Origin of the sequence: Tolypothrix sp. PCC 7712 (assembly GCF_025860405.1) — a bacterium.
GTDB classification, from domain to species: Bacteria; Cyanobacteriota; Cyanobacteriia; order Cyanobacteriales; family Nostocaceae; genus Aulosira; species Aulosira diplosiphon.
Genome location: NZ_CP063785.1, coordinates 6,734,138 through 6,753,973, shown reverse-complemented (window position 1 = coordinate 6,753,973; position 19,836 = coordinate 6,734,138). Strand labels below are relative to the sequence as shown.

The following is a 19,836-nucleotide window of genomic DNA, read 5'->3' as shown; positions in this document are numbered from 1 at the left end:
AATAATAGCATGATGTAATTGAGAGGATTAAGATGTGCGATCGCTTCTGATTAAACATCCACAATTAAAGCTCTTTCTGGCAATAAAGACTGTTGATTTTTCGGAGCATTATTTCTTTTTTCTGGTAATAAACCAGCAGCATAAAGAATAGCCATTATCGATAATAAGCTTAGTATTATATAAGGGGCTACATTAGTTATTGAGTTGCCACTAGTGGGATATGGATTGAAAGATGTTGCCATCATTTTAGTGTTTAACAACTTTGTGGCAGATATATTTGCATTGAAATCTTGTCTTAGTTCTGCAACTGATTGATATCTTGTACTAGATTCATAACTAACCATTTTAGACAAAATACTTGCGAGCCAATTACTCACATCTGCTTTATCTCGCCAGACAACTTCTCCTAAACTATCTATTGTTAAAGCTTGAGGTTCTAAACCTGTAATTGCCTCAATTAAAGTCATTCCTAGTGCGTAAATATCACTGTTGAATTGCGGATATCCGCGCATTTGCTCTACGGGAGAATAACCTTGAGTATAAATTTGTGTTCCTGGTTTTTGCAACCTCGTATTTTTGACAATAATTTCTTTGACTGCTCCGAAGTCAATTAAAAATAAATTATCATTATCATCCACAATAATATTCTCTGGTTTAATATCCCGATGGATAATATTATTGCTATGCACAAATAAAAGAATATTTATTAATTTATCTAATATTTTGATAACTTCAGGCTCTTCTAGCTTTTGGCGAGATTTGATTTCTTTACTTAAAGTATTTCCTTGAATATACTGTTGAATCAAGTAAAACTCTTGATTTTCTTCCAAGTATTCATAAAACTTGGGAATCTGCGGATGTCCATTTAAATTTTTGAGAATTGTGACTTCACGTTGGAATAGTTGCTTGGCTGTAACCACCTCATTTTGATTACTGCTAGAGAAGGTAAAATGCTTGACTGCATACTGAATTCCAGACTGTAACAAGTCATTAGCTAGATAAGTTCTACTAAAACCACCTTCTCCCAGCAATGCAACTATTTCGTAACGTCCGCCGAGAATTTTTGATATACCTGTACTCATGTGACACCACTGTTGCAGAGATTATCCAAGCAATCTTTGTCAATTTATATTCAATCTTCTACGTCAAAGCTAGGAAACTAGATTGAGCGAAGTATGTAACATATTTTATACTACAACCAATATGATATGATCCTTTGGACACACCTAGAAGTTTTATTACATATTTTTCATTGATTAATCAATTATTGAATTTGTGGAATTATGAAGCAATTATCACTGCGCTATGGTGTATTTATAATTTGTTTTGTATTGCTATTACTTTATTTAATTACGCCATCGTTTATTCCTTGGTTTCCTTTTTTAATAGTGTTAGCCTTTTTAGGATTAACTGTCAAATCTACTATTGATGGGATTCGTCTGAAAAATGCTTTACTTCAACAAGTAGGTATAATCGAACAAAAACTTCGGTCTGAACTTGTCCAGAAAGTTCAAGGTATTAGCAGAAATCAATACGAGAGAATTAATAAAATCGCTTTAATTGAAAAAAGATGCAGCGAAAATCAAGAATTAAAAATTTGGGAACGACATAAACGCGCTTATCAATTACTTCCCAACTCTCTTTTAGCACTTGGCTTATTGGGGACATTCGTGGGTATTACCATGAATTTATTCTTAATTAGTAGAAATACTGGTGGTGAATTGCAATTACAAAAAGCCTTACCAGATATTATTGGTTCAATGGCGATCGCATTCGTTAGTAGCCTAGCTGCTTTAGCTGGAAGTGTCTTCCTGACGAAGTTTCATCCCACCTATGATTTAGATTTAGAGAAAGATAAATTGCTGATTTCTCTGGAAGATTTTCTTGATAATGATTATTTTATCTCTCAAAACCAGCCAACTGTCGCAGAACAGATAGATGTACTCATTAAAACTATAGACAATTATGCAAAAAGCTTGAGTGGATTTGTGACAACACTACCAAAAAATACTCAAGATTTTCAAAATGCTGTCACAGCAGCTTCTAACACACTCAATACATCTGCGAATAATTTTCAGATTGTAGCGAATCAATCTTCGCAATCGATGCAAACAGGCGCTAATGTTTTAACTAATGCGACTAACAACTTAGCAAGATTAACTACAACTTTTTCTGATATCACATCCTCTCTGCATGATTCGACAAAATCTTTCGACAATGCCATAGATACATTACAAATTTATGCAGATAAATTGGCAGATATTGGTAATGCTTTGGTAAATAACTCTACACAAACCCAAAGCTTGATTCAAACTAATCAACAAAGCCTAAATCATGTGAGCGATCGCCTGGTGCAAAATGCGAATACATTATCAGCAACTAGCCAAACTTTCAATAATAATATATCCCAGGTGACAGCATCCTTAACGCAGCACACAGGACAAGTAGGTAACCACAATAATAGATTGCAGAATTTACTTGGAGTTATTGAAAATACTACACAATCTTCTAATACTAATATCGGGCAAGTAGTATCAGTATTGAATCAAAATGCATCGCTATTAGGTAGTCAAATTAATCAATTGCAGAATGTAGCCGAGAGTATCGATAAAAACGCTCAAACCATGAGGCAAATCCAAAATAATTTTTCTGATTTATTAGCTGCATTAGCACAATTACAGAAATCTAGATTCTAGCCTCAATGGAGAAATTTAAATATGCGGAGAAGAACAAGAAGTTTACCGATAAATGACACCTTCAGTATCTGGACTTCTTTTACAGACTTGATGTCTAATGCTTTTATGATAATTACCTTGCTATTATTATTAGTGATAGCAAGAAACTCAAAGAGTATAAATGATTCTCGAATATCAACTGGTGATGATGAGAAACCGACAATCATAGAACTACCAGCATCAAAATATGAATTTCCTTCAGGTAGTGCAGTTTTACCAAAGAATTTGAAAAAAGATATTAATCACAATGGCATAATTTTAAAAGAAATTGAAAATAATATTAAACAAATTGAAAATAGTAATAAAAAAGTAGATGTTATTGAAGTAATTGGGCATACAGATGGGGAAGAAGTAGGTTCTTTAAATTGTAGCGATCGCAACGGCGGTAATTTAGATACCAAATTAGAAGAAGTCGCTACTCGTAATAAAGATGTGTCTATTCTTTGCCCAGGTTCTAATGCTGATTTGGGTTTAATGCGAGCCTTAGCAGTAGTGAAAGAACTGCAAAATGTGCAACGTCAAAGAAAATCTGGTCTTTTCAAACGACTAAAGTTTAGAGCCTATTCTGCGGCACAATTGCTGTTACCAGATGATCAAGGTTTTGCGCCACCAGACAGAAGCGATAATCCCAAACGCCGACGTATTGAAATTCGCTTCGCCCAACTAGGAAAGTATAAAACACCTGGTAGGAATTGATAATAAACTTTTACTTTTAGTTTATATAAAGAACCATTATAAATAATGAATAGTACTATGTTAACGAGGAAAGATAATACAATACAATACAGTTTAGATAAGCCTTTTTTCTCTCCCTCTGCTTTCTTTGCCCACCTCAACATAAAATCTTTTTAACTGACCTGTATTGAAAGATAATAGGGTAGCATAACTTATTATTAACTATCTATTCCTATTTCCTTTTCCTTTACCTTTGGGTTGATACCTTGCACCTCGAATAAAATTTCCTAAATTTGGGTCTCTACTAATTTGATAATTACCTTCGCCAAATTTTTCTCGAAGCTCTTGTTGATATTTATTAATTTCTTGTGGTACAGAACTGTTAGTTTTAATATAAGCTTTTGCAGTATAACTATCTAATAAACCACATTTTCTTAAGTATTGATCAAAATGAGTGTATGTGTTAATAACCTGCTCTTTTGCAGTTTTTATATTACTACCTTTTAATTCCACGAAGCAAATAATCTTTTCATTATCCTTGGCATAAAACACAATTAAATCACAAATTTTCATTCCTTGCTTATTTAAGCCTAATAAATTGCACAAATTACAATTAGGATTCGATTGAGTATCTATTAAGAAAAATAGAACCGTTTCACCACTGCTTGGTTGTAAATTTATCTCTACCCCCTCTTCTTTATAACTAGTTTTTCCTGATAGTAAACAACCTGATAATAATAATGTGTTAAAAGGCATTATCAAATCACTCCTAAATTTAAGGGTGATTATGGGAAAATATGAGAAATGTCATCCGATATATCACCAAATGTTCTCCAGTCTATATATCCTTCTTCATTTAAAATATTCTTGGCTGTACGATCTTCAAATAAATATACAGAAACTTTATCTTGAGGAATAAATGCTTCCGTTCGCTCTAAATAAAATCGTTCTTTTATAGCCTCTTGATTTTCATATTTAGCTGCTCTCATTAAATTAGTAAGATGATCCACAATATAAGGACTATGTGTTGTAATTAATATATTCAAACCTGCATGAACTAACATTGCCAAAAATTCGGTAATTGCTACTTGTGCTGATGGATGTAAATTCATTTCAGGCTCATCAATAATCAGTAAATCATCTGGTTCGGCTAGGTAGCGTAAACAAAGTACTAAAGGAGCTAATTCCTTAATCATAGAAGAAGCAACTGTCATTTCTAGGTTTGTATTTTCTGATGCTTGGAAAATTATTTCATTTTCTAATCCAGGCTCATTAAAATTTATTCCTACCTGCAAAATTTGCTCTTCTAACAATTCTGCCAATTCAGCATAAACTGCTATTTTGGGGCTTTGTTTAATTTCTTCCTGTCTTTCATCTGATGATTTGATATAGGCATTAGCTAAGATTTTTATTAAACTTTGTACTGGTTCACTTTGTTTTTTAATCCTCTGCTTAGATAAATCCTCAAATAGTATTCTTTTAAAATCTCTATCTACATCAGATTCTACTAAATTATTAAAATTTATATTTTCAATTTTAACTATTTCCTTTTTGATAGCAAATGGAAAACTGATAAAAGTATTTCTTTCTGTAGGAAAAATATAAACACAAGAATAAAAAGCTTTATGAATTATCTTAAAAGTTTCTTGAAGCAAAATTCTTTTAAAGACTCTTTTAGGAATATTATTGAAAGAACCATCCTCAGAAATTATATTAAAATAAATATTATTATCATCTATTTCCTTTGATATGTTTAAATATTCTTTTCCTTTTGTCCCAAAAGTAAATTGCCTGTCTATAGCTGTTCCTTTAATCTTTCTAAATATTTCTTGTTTGCCTTGAGGTAAATCAAACCTTACCTTCATCGCTTTAAAATTACCACGTTCTGTACTCAAAAAGTCTTTCATCCACATAGGGGATGATTGGGCAACATTATTAATATATGCTTCCGCATATTCTTCGGCGAAATTTATTAAGTCAATACTAACATTTCCTTCTTGTATAAATTGATCAATAGCATTATCTATAATGGGGTATTTTTTAATATTTGTATCATTAATGTAAGTTTTCAAATATCTATCAAATCCATGTTCACCTAAAATAGACGCTAAAGTATAAGCTGTCCAAGTCTTTCCTGTACCATTTCTACCAATAAAGACAGTAAGAGGTTTCAAATCAATTTCAGCCTTTTCTATAACACCTAAATTAGTAATTTTTACTTTCATGATAATTTGGTTTAAGACTTAGCGTGCAATGTATAACTTAATTACACCCTACCATGCTTTGTAAATTCAACAATCAGACCGATTGCTGAATAATATTGTTATTTACAGATGTAAGTTGGATTAAATTTCTACAACTTTAACCTTGAGATAAATTTATCTAATCGTAGGTTAAACCCCTCACCTCACACCTAAGAAGCCTAGAGGATTTACTAGCCAACTCTAAATAACGTCAGTTCAGGTTAAGGAGATTTATTTAACATTAAAAGCCTGAAACAGGGCAAGCATGTTGACAGATCCTAGAATTAAGCAACAGTGTAATGATGGTTTTAGCTTATCCCAAACTCAGGTTAAATAATGATATTGCAATCGGAAATGCTGATTTAGCATTTATGTGAGTCATTTTAACCCTGAGTAGCTTACATTATTTTTATGTCAGACATTAATTGTCTAAGTTGCTTGTTAATCAATACTTCAACGGAGAGGGGGAGATTCGAACTCCCGGAAGCTTTCACTTCATCCGATTTCAAGTCGGACGCAATCGACCACTCTGCCACCTCTCCAGTAAACTGTCTAGCTTTTTGCTGGTGCAAAGCCTTTGCAATATTAGCACAAAAGCTGACAGATAATACTATATCTCATGATCTACGCAGATTGCACTACTGGACGCGATCGCTCGTAAAAAATTTCTTCTGAGACTATCTGGTAATCATTGCCTACCCAAACTAGGGAGATTTGCGACACTATACCAGCCTCTAGGGAGACTAAAGAAAAATTCCGCCGCTTTTTGCCTTGAATTTCTACTATCCTGGGTACGCTAGCCGCATTCAAGTAAAATATCCCTTCTGGGCTTTTCAGCAGTGGCTTGCGTAGCTCTTTTTTCGTGTGCCGTAGGCTATGGTGCATATGTCCAAATGTCACCAGAGGAACGGTTTTACCAGCGTTGAGAGCTTGGGAAATCGCTTCGCCAAAATCTGGATCGCCAAAATCGCCCCCAATGGGGAGCCAGTCTTTACCACAGGGGTCTTCAGGGCGATCGCCTAATCCACTGGGGCCATTATGTCCTACAAAAATAATCGTGTCATAGGCAGCACTTTTGACCGCAGCCATAATTTTATTGGCTGATTCTTCAAAATCGTTGACACCGTAACGTTCTTTGCAGATGTCAGCAAATCTCCATTCTGGCCCACCCCAACTAAAAGGACGACCTCCCACTACTGTTAAATTCCATTGGGGAAAATCTAGCTTGCTATAACCAACATGGGCGGAACCTAATAAATCGAGTTGTTCTTGTACCCAGTCTTCCTTAGTGCGATCGTAGGGACATTTTTTCCGTCCCCATTCTGTGGCAGTGTACCATGCATCGTGGTTGCCCATTACAGCTGCTTTGGGAATATCAACAGAAGCGATCGCTCTTACCACTTCCACCGATTCATTGCCAAAATCCCCCACAAACAGCACTAAGTCCACACCCAAATGCTTGAGTGCAATACTATCTTCTTCTTCCCATTGGTCGTGAACGTCGCCAACTACAGCTATTTTCAGGTTTATTGATTCTGTTATCTCACTGGTCATGCCACTGTCCTTGCCGTCTACTTTTAGGATAGGCAACTCAGCAGGTTTTGGACATAAATTGTCAAAACTCTGGGCATGGGGCATTGGGCATTGGGGATGGGAAAAAATTAAATTACCAATGTGCTATGTCCAAGGATAGAGTTTCTATAAAGCTTCTACGATTTTTGGTAAAAACCACTATATTTTTTGGTAAAAACTACTATAATTAATCCACAGCATAACTGAAGGATAAAGTCTGTAAACTTCATCCTTTTTATCAACTACTTGCAACTTTAAGTAACCCCTGATTGTGTTTAACACTGCACTTGTTGATCGAGAAACCACCCATCCGGGTGTACTACCACTGGATTTATTTGCGGCGATTGAGAGTCTCAAAAAAGAACTCAACGCGGTGATTTTAGCCCATTATTATCAAGAGCCAGATATCCAGGATATTGCAGACTTTATTGGGGATTCATTACAACTAGCCAGAGCTGCGGCTAATACCAATGCAGATACAATTGTCTTTGCTGGTGTTCACTTCATGGCAGAAACAGCAAAGATACTCAATCCTGATAAATTGGTACTGCTACCAGACTTAAATGCTGGTTGTTCTTTAGCAGATAGTTGTCCAGCAGAGGCGTTTGCAGCTTTTAAAGCCGCCCATCCCGATCATCTAGTGGTTTCTTATATTAACTGCTCTGCAGATATTAAAGCCATGAGCGATATTATCTGCACCAGTTCCAATGCTGTGAAGATTGTGCAGCAAATACCGAAAGACCAGCCCATTATTTTTGCCCCTGATCGCAATTTGGGGCGCTACGTCATGGAGCAAACCGGACGAGATATGGTGCTGTGGGACGGTAGCTGTATTGTGCATGAAACCTTTTCCGAAAAGAAAATTGTCCAGTTAAAAATTGCCCATCCCGAAGCGGAGGCGATCGCACACCCAGAATGCGAAACTAGCATTTTGCGCCACGCTAACTATATCGGTTCTACAGCAGCTTTACTAACATATTGTCAAAACAGCCCAGCACAGGAATTTATCGTGGCTACAGAGCCAGGTATCATTCATCAAATGCAAAAACTAGCTCCCCAAAAGCGGTTTATTCCTGCGCCACCAATTAATAATTGTAATTGCAATGAATGTCCGTTTATGCGCCTAAATACCTTAGAAAAAGTGTATTTGGCAATGAAAAATCGTACTCCCGAAATTACCATGTCTGAAGATATTCGGTTAGCGGCTTTGCGTCCAATGCAACGGATGCTAGAAATGAGCATTTAGTTAAATTAATCTAATAATATTTGTATTATGTAGAAACATGATTTTATTGTGTTTCTACATTTTTTTTGCTTGTAATTCAATAAATGAAAAGCAATATTTCTGTTTTTAACCTTGTTGCTAATATTATATTTTCATGTAGTTCAATAAATAAACTTATATCGCTAAAATTTAATGGGAAATACTCCCACTATTAACACAAGCTAGGGAAAATTTACAACCTGAAAATTACGGTTGATATCATTATTTTACCTTGCCTATAATTACAATATTTAGTATGTAAACTTAAATCTAATAATTAGATATGACAAGTGGCGTATATATAATGACTAATAAAGTCAATGGAAGGAGATATATAGGTTATAGCGAAAATATTGAATCACGTTTTGAAGCAAATAAACGAGAACTAAAAAGGGGTTCGTTTGGTAAAGATTACCAACAATTCATTGATGACTATCAGCAGTTCGGAGAAGAAGCTTTTATGTTTGGAATTATCGAAGTAACTGCGAATGAGGCATCACTGATGAGCAAGCGATCTGAGCAATGGAAACAGATTATTCAACCTGAGTATAATCAATAAATTCAGTAGTGCGATCGCCTTTTTTTAGCAGTTTTCCTACGTCAATCAATCACAAAGGGAAACCATCTCATACAAAGGTCTTTCTCTCCATATCAAAATGACAGATGGGGAATGTGAATTCCCCACCAGTAGATAATTTCATCACTGACCTTTTTGAGCTTGTACTTTAGCCGCTTCACTAAATTTCTTATATAGTTGAATGCGACTTTGCGCCTCTTGATAGCGGCTATGTTCTGCTGGAACCTGACTCATTAAATCAGAAGCCTCTTGCCACTTAGCTGCTAGAGTTGACCATTGCTCTGAACTTGCGGCTGTTTTACCAGATGCAGAAGCTTGATTAGCAATCCGCACTGCGGCTGCAAATGGATCTGGAGTAGAAAGAGTTTTAATTCCAGGTGTAGGAGTTGGTTTCGGCTTTGCAGCTATGGATTGAGAAGCTGCTGCATATTTCTTATACAGTTGAATGCGACTTTGAGCTTCCTGATAGCGGCTATGTTTTGCTGGAACCTGACTCATTAAATCAGAAGCCTCTTGCCATTTAGTAGCTAACTCCAATCTCTGCTCAGGTGTTAGAGCCTTTTTACCCAATGCAGATGCTTGATTAGCAATCCGCACTGCGGCTACAAATGGGTCTTCAGTTTTCTGAGCAAAATTTTGAGTATTTGCCAGAGATGATACTTGCGGTTGGATAGTTAAAGATTTAGAAGTCTCTGCTGAAGTAGAGCTTTCGCCTTTACCTTCTAACCATGCATAAGCACCCCAAACTAGCAACAGTAGAGGCAAACATAAACTAGATACCTTCAGCAGTCCTAGAGGTAAGGACTGTTTGGGTATACTTTTACTCTGTAGCCTATTTTTAGCCTTATTCCTATTTCTGCGTCTGAAAACCACAGATCGAAAAGAATTAGGCTTAGGTAAGCTGACCTGAGCAAGTTCTGTTTTAGACTCTTTGTAATCTTGAAAGTCCTTCAGTATTTGCCTGAAAATATTCGGTTTTGGTAAGGTAATTTCCTCTGACCAAAGCAATTGATTATCGCGATCGCGATAAATTTCCGTCAACCAAAGTAATTGCTGTTCTCGAACAATTCGACTGTTGATATTTACTCGTCGAATGTTTCGCGGTGCAATCGACTCTAGGATTTGCCGGATTTTTTGCACTATAGTGGTCTTCTCAAGTTGGTCTACTGATTGTGCCTCACACAGCAGTTGTAAGACTCCATCAGAAAAAATCGCTCTGGTTCTAACCCCAGATTCGACTAGTTTGTCGTTCAGTAGTTGAATAATCGCAGCAACGCTACCTTGGTGTGCTTGCCAAGCGATATCGTTTATTCGATCTGCCATTTGTAATTTAGTGATAATTTTGCCACCCTGGTTTTTTAAATGGACTAATTGAAAGTATTTAGGTAACTGTTTTTTGCAAAACTTTGCTTTGCTTTTGATTTTATGAGTAATAATACAAGCTTGACAAACAAAATCATAAAACTAATACCTAAATTCTACCTTTAGGAAGAAGGCTTTATCAGCATCAGTTAGTTTATTCCGCATTCTAGGTAATTGTCTACCTGTGTCAGAAAGAATATTACAACTAAGAGTTTAAAGATGTGTTCGGCATCTAACAGCGAATAAGAGTGTGAAGCGAGAACGCTGTTTTACGTAATACTACTATATATATATGTGAAACATACTAAATGGTCACAGGATTAACACTGAGTAGTCATCAACCCGACACAGTCTGCATGAAATATGCGATCGCATTTTCTTAATAGAAGCAGAAAAGTCAGATTCTATGTATTGTTGATTAATCTTCGCGAGCGATCGCTTCCAAAGGAAAAATCACTGTAAATGTAGAGCCTTGTTCTGGCTGTGAAACTACTTTGATTTCACCATGCATTAACTCTACTAAGTGCGAAACAATCGCTAACCCTAGCCCTGTACCATCAGAACTTTGTAGCTCTCGGTCACTGACTGCACGAAAATAGGGATTGAAGATTTGTGATTGAGCATCTAGGGGAATCCCAATCCCACTATCAATCACAGAGATAGCCCATTGCTCCTCAGATACTTTCTCACAATGCAAACGCACACTACCAGACTTGGTATAGCGAATTGCATTGCTGAGGAGATTGGTAATAATTTGCTGAAGCCGAAGCGGATCTGTAATTACTCTATCAGGTACGCGATCGTAATCAACAACTAAAGCTAATTCTTTATTACGTGCTAATGGCTCAATAATTTCTACAACTGAGTTGATTAACCCACGCACATCAGTCACTGTAGGCTGTAATATCATTCTGCCAGCATCGTAGCGCGAAATTTCCAAAGTATCGTTGATCAGCCGCAGAATCAGCCTACCGCTCCTCATAACTCGCTCGATACTTTCAAGATTAGTATATGAATCCTTAAGTTCTGGTTTTTGACGATGCTGGCGGAGAAATAAATCTGCGTAACCAATAATTGATGTCAGGGGAGTTTTCAATTCATGGGCCAACTGAGATAGGCTATCTTTTACAGTTTGTAAATCGCTCTTTTCCGATTCAGAAAGTACTGTTGCTAATGCTGTTAAAACTTTAGGTAAGCTATCCCGTACAGCTTTAAAAGTTAGTTCTTTAGTAGCTTCAATCTGTTCATCTTCATACACCGCTTCTACCCATTGATCAACAATGGCATCAATTTTATGAATCAGAGTTTGGCTAAAGTCCATCTTTTGTTTAAGGATAGTCAGCGTCTTCAATTAGAGTTAGCTTAATCCCCTTACAAGAAATTTCGCACCTTACAAAAGATGAAGGTTTATGAGTAGCAAAAGGAAGAATAACCAAAAACAAAGCCCCTCCATAAACTATTGGAGAGGCTTTGTTTATTAAAAACAGACCTGGCATCGAGCTATTGTGGCGTAGGGCAACCCCTAGACTATCGTGGCCGCAGCAGCGTTTCACCTCTGAGTTCGGGATGGAGTCAGTGTGGTTCCACAGCGCAATAGACACCAGGAAAACTTGTGGTTGGTTGACGGTTAACGGTTAACAGTTAACTGTCAACAAAACCCTGAAGACTGCAAGTAACGCGAAATAACCAATGATTGATGAGGTCAAGCCCTCGGTCTATTAGTACTCCTCTGCTTCATGCATTACTGCACTTCCACATAGAGCCTATCAACGGGTGTTCTGCCCGTGACCTTACCTACATTTGTAGTGAGAGCACTCATCTTGAGGTGGGCTTCCCACTTAGATGCTTTCAGCGGTTATCCGCTCCGCACTTGGCTACCCAGCGTCTACTGTGGGTACAATAACTGGTACACCAGCGGTGCGTTCCTCCCGGTCCTCTCGTACTAAGGAGGACTCCTCTCAATGCTCTTACGCCTGCACCGGATATGGACCGAACTGTCTCACGACGTTCTGAACCCAGCTCACGTACCGCTTTAATGGGCGAACAGCCCAACCCTTGGGACGTACTTCCGCCCCAGGTTGCGATGAGCCGACATCGAGGTGCCAAACCTCCCCGTCGATGTGGACTCTTGGGGGAGATCAGCCTGTTATCCCTAGAGTAACTTTTATCCGTTGAGCGACGGCCATTCCACGCTGCGCCGTCGGATCACTAAGGCCTACTTTCGTACCTGCTCGAGTGGTCACTCTTGCAGTCAAGCTCCCTTTATGCCTTTACACTCGCCGCACGGTTTCCAAGCGTGCTGAGGGAACCTTTGCGCGCCTCCGTTACTTTTTAGGAGGCGACCGCCCCAGTCAAACTGCCCACCTGAAACTGTTCCTACACCCGGTAAGGGTGCGAGGTTAGAATTCTAGCTTCGCCAGAGTGGTATCTCACCGTTGGCTCCATATTCCCCACAAGGAATATCTCTTTGCCTCCCACCTATCCTGCGCAAGCGAAGCCCGAACACAATTCCAGGCTACAGTAAAGCTTCATAGGGTCTTTCTGTCCAGGTGCAGGCAGTCCGTATCTTCACAGACATTCCTATTTCGCCGAGTCTCTCTCTGAGACACCATCCAGATCGTTACGCCTTTCGTGCGGGTCGGAACTTACCCGACAAGGAATTTCGCTACCTTAGGACCGTTATAGTTACGGCCGCCGTTCACCGGGGCTTCGGTCGCCAGCTTCACTTTCGCTGACCAGCTTCCTTAACCTTCCGGCACTGGGCAGGCGTCAGCCCCCATACCTCCTCTTTCGAGTTTGCGGAGACCTGTGTTTTTGGTAAACAGTCGCCTGGATCTCTTCACTGCGACCCACTCTCGTGGGCACCCCTTCTTCCGAAGTTACGGGGCCATTTTGCCGAGTTCCTTAGAGAGAGTTATCTCGCGCCCCTTGGTATTCTCAACCTCCCTACCTGTGTCGGTTTCGGGTACGGGTAAGATATGTTCATCACATTCCTAGCTTTTCTTGGCACAATCGAATCACTACTCGGAGTTCGTAAACTCCTCCCAAACCAATCAGGGTGTAGCTATCTTTCATGCGTCCCTAGCAATGCTCCCATACCTTAGTCAGGGATTAGTCACCCTGTGTCCATCGACTACGCCTTTCGACCTCGCCTTAGGTCCCGACTAACCCAGAGCGGACGAACCTGGCTCTGGAACCCTTAGGGTTTCGGGGTATGTGATTCTCACACATATTTGCGCTACTCAAGCCGACATTCTCACTTCCGTTTCGTCCACAGCTGCTTGCCGCTACTGCTTCTCCCTACCACGGAACGCTCCCCTACCGATTTATTTTTCAACAAATCCCACAGCTTCGGTACATCGCTTAGCCCCGTTCATTTTCGGCGCAAGAGCGCTTGACTAGTGAGCTATTACGCACTCTTTCAAGGGTGGCTGCTTCTAGGCAAACCTCCTAGTTGTCTATGCACTCTCACCTCCTTTCTCACTTAGCGATGATTTGGGGACCTTAGCTGGTGGTCTGGGCTGTTTCCCTCTTGACAATGAAGCTTATCCCCCACTGTCTCACTGGCAATGTGTGCTTTGGGTATTCTGAGTTTGTCTCGATTTGGTACCGGTCTCCCAGCCCGCACCGAAACAGTGCTTTACCCCCCAAATATAATCATTACCGCTGCGCCTAAACACATTTCGGGGAGAACCAGCTAGCTCCTGGTTCGATTGGCATTTCACCCCTAACCACACCTCATCCGCCGATTTTTCAACATCGGTCGGTTCGGACCTCCACTTGGTGTTACCCAAGCTTCATCCTGGACATGGTTAGATCACCAGGGTTCGGGTCTATAAACACTGATTATCGCCCTTTTCAGACTCGGTTTCCCTTTGGCTCCAGCATTCTCGCTTTAACCTACCAGTGCCTATAAGTCGCCGGCTCATTCTTCAACAGGCACGCGGTCATCCGTTGAATCGGACTCCCACTGCTTGTAAGCTGATGGTTTCATGTTCTATTTCACTCCCCTCCCGGGGTTCTTTTCACCTTTCCCTCGCGGTACTGGTTCACTATCGGTCACACAGTAGTATTTAGCCTTACGAGGTGGTCCTCGCTGATTCACATGGGATTCCTCGTGCCCCATGCTACTCGGGATTCAGCTACTATCCTTCAGCTTTTGACTACAGGACTTTCACCTTCTTTGGTGCAGTATTTAGCTGCTTCGTCTAACCTCTAGATTCGATATCGCTGTCCCACTACCCCAGTCAGTAAACCAACTGGTTTAGGCTTTTCCCCTTTCGCTCACCACTACTGAGGGAATCTCTTAATTGATTTCTCTTCCTCCAGCTACTAAGATGTTTCAATTCGCTGGGTTGGCTCTTTCCTGCCTATATATTCAGCAGGTAGTACATAGGGTTGCCCCATTCGGATACCTCCGGCTCATAGTCTGCTTCCAACTCCCCGGAGCATTTCGTCGGTAACCACGTCCTTCTTCGCCTCTGTGTGCCTAGGTATCCACCATCAGCCCTTATTAGCTTGACCACAATACATTTGGTTTCACATCTGCAGTCTTTTGTCTTTCGTCTTTGGGTCCTTCTTTTGACTTTTGACTTTTGACTTTTTTGACTGCCTGCTATTTTTCGCGTTACTATGCAGTTTTCAAGGTTCTGGCTGGCGTATTTCCAGCAGTTTGACTGTTATTCACGTCAATTGCTGAATTTACCTATTGATCTTTGCAATCATTTTTATTTACCGAACACAGAATACTTTGAAAGTTCTTCACCAATCTCGACCGACCTAGAGTAGACCATCTTTGTCTCTATTGACTGTTTGCAATTGATTTCAAAGTTGGGTAGGTCTCCCTAAAAGGAGGTGATCCAGCCACACCTTCCGGTACGGCTACCTTGTTACGACTTCACCCCAGTCACCAGCACTGCCTTCGGCATCCTCCCCCACGAATGGTTGGAGTAATGACTTCGGGCGTTGCCAGCTTCCATGGTGTGACGGGCGGTGTGTACAAGGCCCGGGAACGAATTCACTGCAGTATGCTGACCTGCAATTACTAGCGATTCCTCCTTCACGCAGGCGAGTTGCAGCCTGCGATCTGAACTGAGCCACGGTTTATGAGATTTGCTTGCTATCGCTAGCTCGCTGCCCTTTGTCCGTAGCATTGTAGTACGTGTGTAGCCCAAGACGTAAGGGGCATGCTGACTTGACGTCATCCCCACCTTCCTCCGGTTTGTCACCGGCAGTCTCTCTAGAGTGCCCAACTTAATGCTGGCAACTAAAAACGAGGGTTGCGCTCGTTGCGGGACTTAACCCAACATCTCACGACACGAGCTGACGACAGCCATGCACCACCTGTGTTCGCGCTCCCGAAGGCACTCCTCCCTTTCAAGAGGATTCGCGACATGTCAAGTCTTGGTAAGGTTCTTCGCGTTGCATCGAATTAAACCACATACTCCACCGCTTGTGCGGGCCCCCGTCAATTCCTTTGAGTTTCACACTTGCGTGCGTACTCCCCAGGCGGGATACTTAACGCGTTAGCTCCGGCACGGCTCGGGTCGATACAAGCCACGCCTAGTATCCATCGTTTACGGCTAGGACTACTGGGGTATCTAATCCCATTCGCTCCCCTAGCTTTCGTCCCTCAGTGTCAGTTGCGGCCTAGCAGAGCGCTTTCGCCACCGGTGTTCTTCCTGATCTCTACGCATTTCACCGCTACACCAGGAATTCCCTCTGCCCCGAACGCACTCTAGCTATGTAGTTTCCACTGCTCTTATGAGGTTGAGCCTCACTCTTTAACAGCAGACTTACATTGCCACCTGCGGACGCTTTACGCCCAATCATTCCGGATAACGCTTGCATCCTCCGTATTACCGCGGCTGCTGGCACGGAGTTAGCCGATGCTTATTCCTCAAGTACCGTCATTTTTTTCTTCCTTGAGAAAAGAGGTTTACAACCCAAGAGCCTTCCTCCCTCACGCGGTATTGCTCCGTCAGGCTTTCGCCCATTGCGGAAAATTCCCCACTGCTGCCTCCCGTAGGAGTCTGGGCCGTGTCTCAGTCCCAGTGTGGCTGATCATCCTCTCAGACCAGCTACTGATCGTCGCCTAGGTGCGCTCTTACCACACCTACTAGCTAATCAGACGCGAGCTCATCTTCAGGCAGCAAGCCTTTTACCTCTCGGCACATCCGGTATTAGCCACCGTTTCCAGTGGTTGTCCCCGACCTGAAGCTAGATTCTCACGCGTTACTCACCCGTCCGCCACTATCTCCGAAGAGACCGTTCGACTTGCATGTGTTAAGCATACCGCCAGCGTTCATCCTGAGCCAGGATCAAACTCTCCATTTTGCTTTCGAGTTCGCGGCTCCGATGACTTTTTGTCTCGGAATCCTGTATTTCTTTTTTTAGATTTCTTTGGGTCTTACCCCAACAATCTTAATTGACGAGGATTGTTTTTGAAGCTTTCAAAGTATTTGTTTTTCTCGGTTCGGCTGCTTTGGCATCTCTTCGCCTCAGCACTTATCTACATTAGCAACTGTTTTTCTATTTCGTCAACCCTTTTCTCAACTTTTTTTGACCTGCTCTCTACCATAGCGGCAATCAGACATCAAACCTCTATCAGGTAAGGCTTTTGATGTTTTTGTCATCTTTAATGGCTGAGTCGGTCTGAATCTATGGCTGAGTATTTATCTCATCCGAATACGCCTGTGATGCTTAAACTCACCTCTACTCATCACTCAGAGATTGCACTAGGGAATGCATATTTCGGAAAATGACAGTACACCTTAGACAAAGAATCTAGGCGTTGCTGAATTATGGGATGATTTTTGCCGGGATTAGCTCCGCTTCTCTCCGAGACGCTACGCGAACGTTAACAAGCAAAGGCGCAAAGACGCAACGAATCGATTTTTAGCTTTGCCCAAAATTTTTGAATTCATAACCGCAAATATGCAACACCAAATCTATTGGAGGATGATTTTTGTCGGCTACACCCTGCTAATTTGAATTTCATCAAGTTGATTAATAACGACATCTGCACCTTGGACATGATCTGTTTTATTAATCCAAGTGATGCCAACACAGCCTGCAGCTTTAGCATTACGTGCCATTTGCATATCACCAACAGAATCACCTATCATGAGTGTGGCACTGGGTTCTACACCCAAAGCTTGGCACGCTTGTAGAAATAATATGGGATCTGGTTTACTTGGCCCTTCGTCTACTCCCATTTCTAGCTGTAAATAGCTCCCTAGCTGGTGATGTTCTACAAACATTTGCACTTCTTGAGTTGTTGCAGCTGAGAGAATACCAAGTTTTATTCCTGCTTGTGAAAGAGATTTAATCACCTCTAAGCTACCCACAAATAATTGTGAAGGTGTTTGACCAATATATTTTTCTGCTTCATCCAAAGCGTGACGGGAAATTTTTAAAGACTCAAACCATCCCCTACCAGTTTCAGCAATATATGCTGCTGCTGCAATTTCTGTTTCGCGGCGACTTGCGACTGCCATTAGACCTGCTGGGTTAAGGTTATTATTATTAACGCCAAATGCCATTAATAGGGGTTCTCCAATACCGGGGATTTGTGCGTCGATTAAGCGTGCTGTTCTTTGGGCAAGCGATCGCAAATAAGCTTCTGAGTCTTCTAAGGTACCGTTTTTGTCAAATATCACTGCTTTGATATTTGGAAATGTGATATTTCTACATTTAATAGTTGCCAAAATCTTTCACCTCATAGGAATTTTATGAGCATAAAAAAAGAGGGAAAATCCCCCTTTTTTTAACTTTAATGCCTTTAGTTAAAGAAAAATAGCAGTTTTTTATTCTTCAATAGCTGCTGGAATTTCTTCTTCAATAGCTGCTGGAATTTCTTCTTCAATAGCTGCTGGAATTTCTTCTTCAACTAGAGCATCAGCAGCTACAGAAGTAATTCCTTGCTGTTTTGCTAGCAACTGTTCCCGATACTTAGCTGCCATTTCTTCGGCCTTATCATAAACCAAATCACGATTTTTAATCATGTCGCCAGGTTCAGGTTCCAGTTGTTTGGTAGATAAGGAAATCCGACCTCTTTCTGCATCCAAGTCAATGATCATAACTTTTACTTCATCATTGACGTTGAAAACACTGTGGGGTGTATCAATATGCTCGTGGGAAATTTCGGAGATGTGCAACAGACCACTAACACCACCGATATCAATGAACGCACCGTAGGGTTTAATACCGCGTACTGTACCGATCACAACTTCACCAACTTCGAGGCGGTTCATCTTCCGCTCAACTAGCGCTCGACGATGAGATAGCACTAAGCGGTTACGTTCTTCATCTACTTCCAAGAATTTCAATGGTAGTTCTTCACCTACCAGTTCTTCTTTAGGTTTGCGAGTGCTGATGTGAGAACCGGGAATAAAGCCACGCAATCCCTCAATCCGCACTAACGCACCACCACGGTTAGTAGCAAACACACCAGAGCGTACAGTAGCATCTTCAGCTTGTAGCTGCCGTACGCGCTCCCATGCTCGCATATATTCAATACGACGGATTGAAAGGGTCAGCTGACCATCTTCGTTTTCGTCAGTAAGAATAAAAAATTCCCGAGTTTCGTTAGATTGTAAAACTTCTTCCGGGCTATCTACCCGGTTAATAGACATTTCTTGTATAGGTATGTATGCTGCTGTTTTCGCACCTATGTCAATCAGAGCGCCGCGCGGCTCTATACTGAAAACTGTTCCTGGTACAATATCGCCAGGGCTAAAGTGATAATCGTACTTATCAAGTAGAGCAGCGAAATCTTCGTGAGTAAATCCAATTTCTGTAGCGGTTAAATTCTGATTGACCATGCTAATTTGTTCCTGGTTCTAGTCTCCGTAAATTTTTTGTCGCGAGTGCAATTTCTAGGCAAGCTATATCATACTAGCCTAAACTTTTTTTATCCTAGCGCAGAAAAGCTAGTAACAACACATATCAACTTCCAGATAGAAGATTATATCATAATATCTGGTGACAAGTCTTTTATGAAAAGTTGATGTCTAGCGCCAAGGGTTTTAACCCTAATATTTATAATTTGCAATCAAATTACTCATAATTAAAGTATCTTACCCAGCCTCTAGCTTACACTAAAGTCTTACCTACTTCTTGACATCATGATGATCGATTGTTCATCAATAGTGATAGCGGAGGGTGTAATTTTTGTCTATTAAATTATTTTAAGAGTGATTATACGTAAATATCCGCTGTTACCCAAGAGATAGCAGCGGATAAATAGGTTTAGATGACCTTAAAATCCTGGTAATAGTAATCTAATCATCTTTTTTCGCAATGCGAGGGGGTTCGCGAAATGCGATCGCAAAGAAGAGAACTCCTATACACAGGGTGAAAATTAAGATGTACGCAACGCTTTCCATATTACAAGTTCCTGCCTAT

At 40.6% G+C, this 19,836-nt stretch carries 13 protein-coding genes, 1 tRNA gene and 3 rRNA genes; 4 read left to right on the top strand and 13 right to left on the bottom strand.

Going from position 1 to position 19,836, the window contains the following annotated elements; all coding sequences use genetic code 11:
* Nucleotides 1–50 precede the first annotated feature (50 nt).
* Nucleotides 51–1,082, bottom strand: coding sequence for a serine/threonine-protein kinase (locus HGR01_RS27850; protein WP_052335311.1), 1,032 nt, complete (start codon nucleotides 1,080–1,082; stop codon nucleotides 51–53).
* A 201-nt stretch (nucleotides 1,083–1,283) separates the two neighbouring features.
* Between HGR01_RS27850 and HGR01_RS27845 the strand changes: the two genes are divergently transcribed.
* Nucleotides 1,284–2,696, top strand: coding sequence for a methyl-accepting chemotaxis protein (locus HGR01_RS27845; RefSeq protein WP_045872411.1), 1,413 nt, complete (start codon nucleotides 1,284–1,286; stop codon nucleotides 2,694–2,696).
* 21 nt (nucleotides 2,697–2,717) lie between these two features.
* Nucleotides 2,718–3,431 (top strand): hypothetical protein, encoded by a 714-nt coding sequence (locus HGR01_RS27840; protein ID WP_045872412.1) that lies wholly within the window; start codon nucleotides 2,718–2,720, stop codon nucleotides 3,429–3,431.
* A 201-nt stretch (nucleotides 3,432–3,632) separates the two neighbouring features.
* Here the strand turns inward: HGR01_RS27840 and HGR01_RS27835 are convergent, their stop codons facing one another.
* The 4 genes from HGR01_RS27835 to HGR01_RS27820 all read right to left on the bottom strand — a co-directional run bounded on the left by HGR01_RS27835 (nucleotide 3,633) and on the right by HGR01_RS27820 (nucleotide 7,207).
* Entirely contained in the window at nucleotides 3,633–4,166 is a 534-nt protein-coding gene (locus HGR01_RS27835; RefSeq protein ID WP_045872413.1) for a hypothetical protein, read from the bottom strand.
* Between the two features lie 29 nt (nucleotides 4,167–4,195).
* A complete protein-coding gene (locus HGR01_RS27830) occupies nucleotides 4,196–5,635 on the bottom strand; it encodes an AAA family ATPase (protein WP_045872414.1) in 1,440 nt (479 codons plus the stop codon).
* A 475-nt stretch (nucleotides 5,636–6,110) separates the two neighbouring features.
* Nucleotides 6,111–6,195, bottom strand: a tRNA-Ser gene (locus tag HGR01_RS27825).
* An 82-nt stretch (nucleotides 6,196–6,277) separates the two neighbouring features.
* Nucleotides 6,278–7,207: a TIGR04168 family protein gene (locus HGR01_RS27820; RefSeq protein WP_045872455.1), complete on the bottom strand. Its 930-nt coding sequence runs from the start codon at nucleotides 7,205–7,207 to the stop codon at nucleotides 6,278–6,280.
* A gap of 289 nt (nucleotides 7,208–7,496) precedes the next feature.
* On the opposite strand from HGR01_RS27820, the gene nadA reads away from it, so the two are divergent.
* Both nadA and HGR01_RS27810 read left to right on the top strand, forming a co-directional pair.
* The gene (nadA, locus tag HGR01_RS27815) at nucleotides 7,497–8,471 is read left to right on the top strand and encodes a quinolinate synthase NadA (RefSeq protein WP_045872415.1); all 975 of its coding nucleotides are present in this window, start codon (nucleotides 7,497–7,499) and stop codon (nucleotides 8,469–8,471) included.
* Nucleotides 8,472–8,772: 301 nt separating this feature from the next.
* On the top strand, nucleotides 8,773–9,048 hold the full coding sequence (locus HGR01_RS27810) for a GIY-YIG nuclease family protein (protein ID WP_045872416.1): 276 nt from the start codon (nucleotides 8,773–8,775) through the stop codon (nucleotides 9,046–9,048).
* 141 nt (nucleotides 9,049–9,189) lie between these two features.
* Here HGR01_RS27810 and HGR01_RS27805 read toward each other — a convergent pair whose 3' ends face one another.
* The 8 genes from HGR01_RS27805 to HGR01_RS27770 form a co-directional block, all read right to left on the bottom strand.
* Nucleotides 9,190–10,389, bottom strand: a complete 1,200-nt coding sequence (locus HGR01_RS27805; RefSeq protein ID WP_063749839.1) for a hypothetical protein — start codon at nucleotides 10,387–10,389, stop codon at nucleotides 9,190–9,192.
* A gap of 457 nt (nucleotides 10,390–10,846) precedes the next feature.
* Nucleotides 10,847–11,749 carry a sensor histidine kinase gene (locus HGR01_RS27800; protein ID WP_045872417.1) on the bottom strand — a complete coding sequence of 301 codons (903 nt, stop codon included), beginning with the start codon at nucleotides 11,747–11,749 and terminating at the stop codon, nucleotides 10,847–10,849.
* Nucleotides 11,750–11,915: 166 nt separating this feature from the next.
* Nucleotides 11,916–12,033 (bottom strand): 5S ribosomal RNA (gene rrf, locus HGR01_RS27795).
* A gap of 93 nt (nucleotides 12,034–12,126) precedes the next feature.
* Nucleotides 12,127–14,952 (bottom strand): 23S ribosomal RNA (locus HGR01_RS27790).
* A 323-nt stretch (nucleotides 14,953–15,275) separates the two neighbouring features.
* Nucleotides 15,276–16,764, bottom strand: a 16S ribosomal RNA gene (locus tag HGR01_RS27785).
* The 16S, 23S and 5S rRNA genes sit together here, the layout of an rRNA operon.
* 638 nt (nucleotides 16,765–17,402) lie before the next feature.
* Nucleotides 17,403–18,137 (bottom strand): HAD family hydrolase, encoded by a 735-nt coding sequence (locus HGR01_RS27780; RefSeq protein ID WP_045874845.1) that lies wholly within the window; start codon nucleotides 18,135–18,137, stop codon nucleotides 17,403–17,405.
* A 99-nt stretch (nucleotides 18,138–18,236) separates the two neighbouring features.
* Complete coding sequence (locus tag HGR01_RS27775; protein ID WP_045874844.1) at nucleotides 18,237–19,253, bottom strand: 30S ribosomal protein S1; 1,017 nt, start codon at nucleotides 19,251–19,253, stop codon at nucleotides 18,237–18,239.
* Nucleotides 19,254–19,712: 459 nt separating this feature from the next.
* Nucleotides 19,713–19,817 (bottom strand): photosystem II reaction center protein T, encoded by a 105-nt coding sequence (locus HGR01_RS27770; RefSeq protein ID WP_071989499.1) that lies wholly within the window; start codon nucleotides 19,815–19,817, stop codon nucleotides 19,713–19,715.
* Nucleotides 19,818–19,836 lie beyond the last annotated feature (19 nt).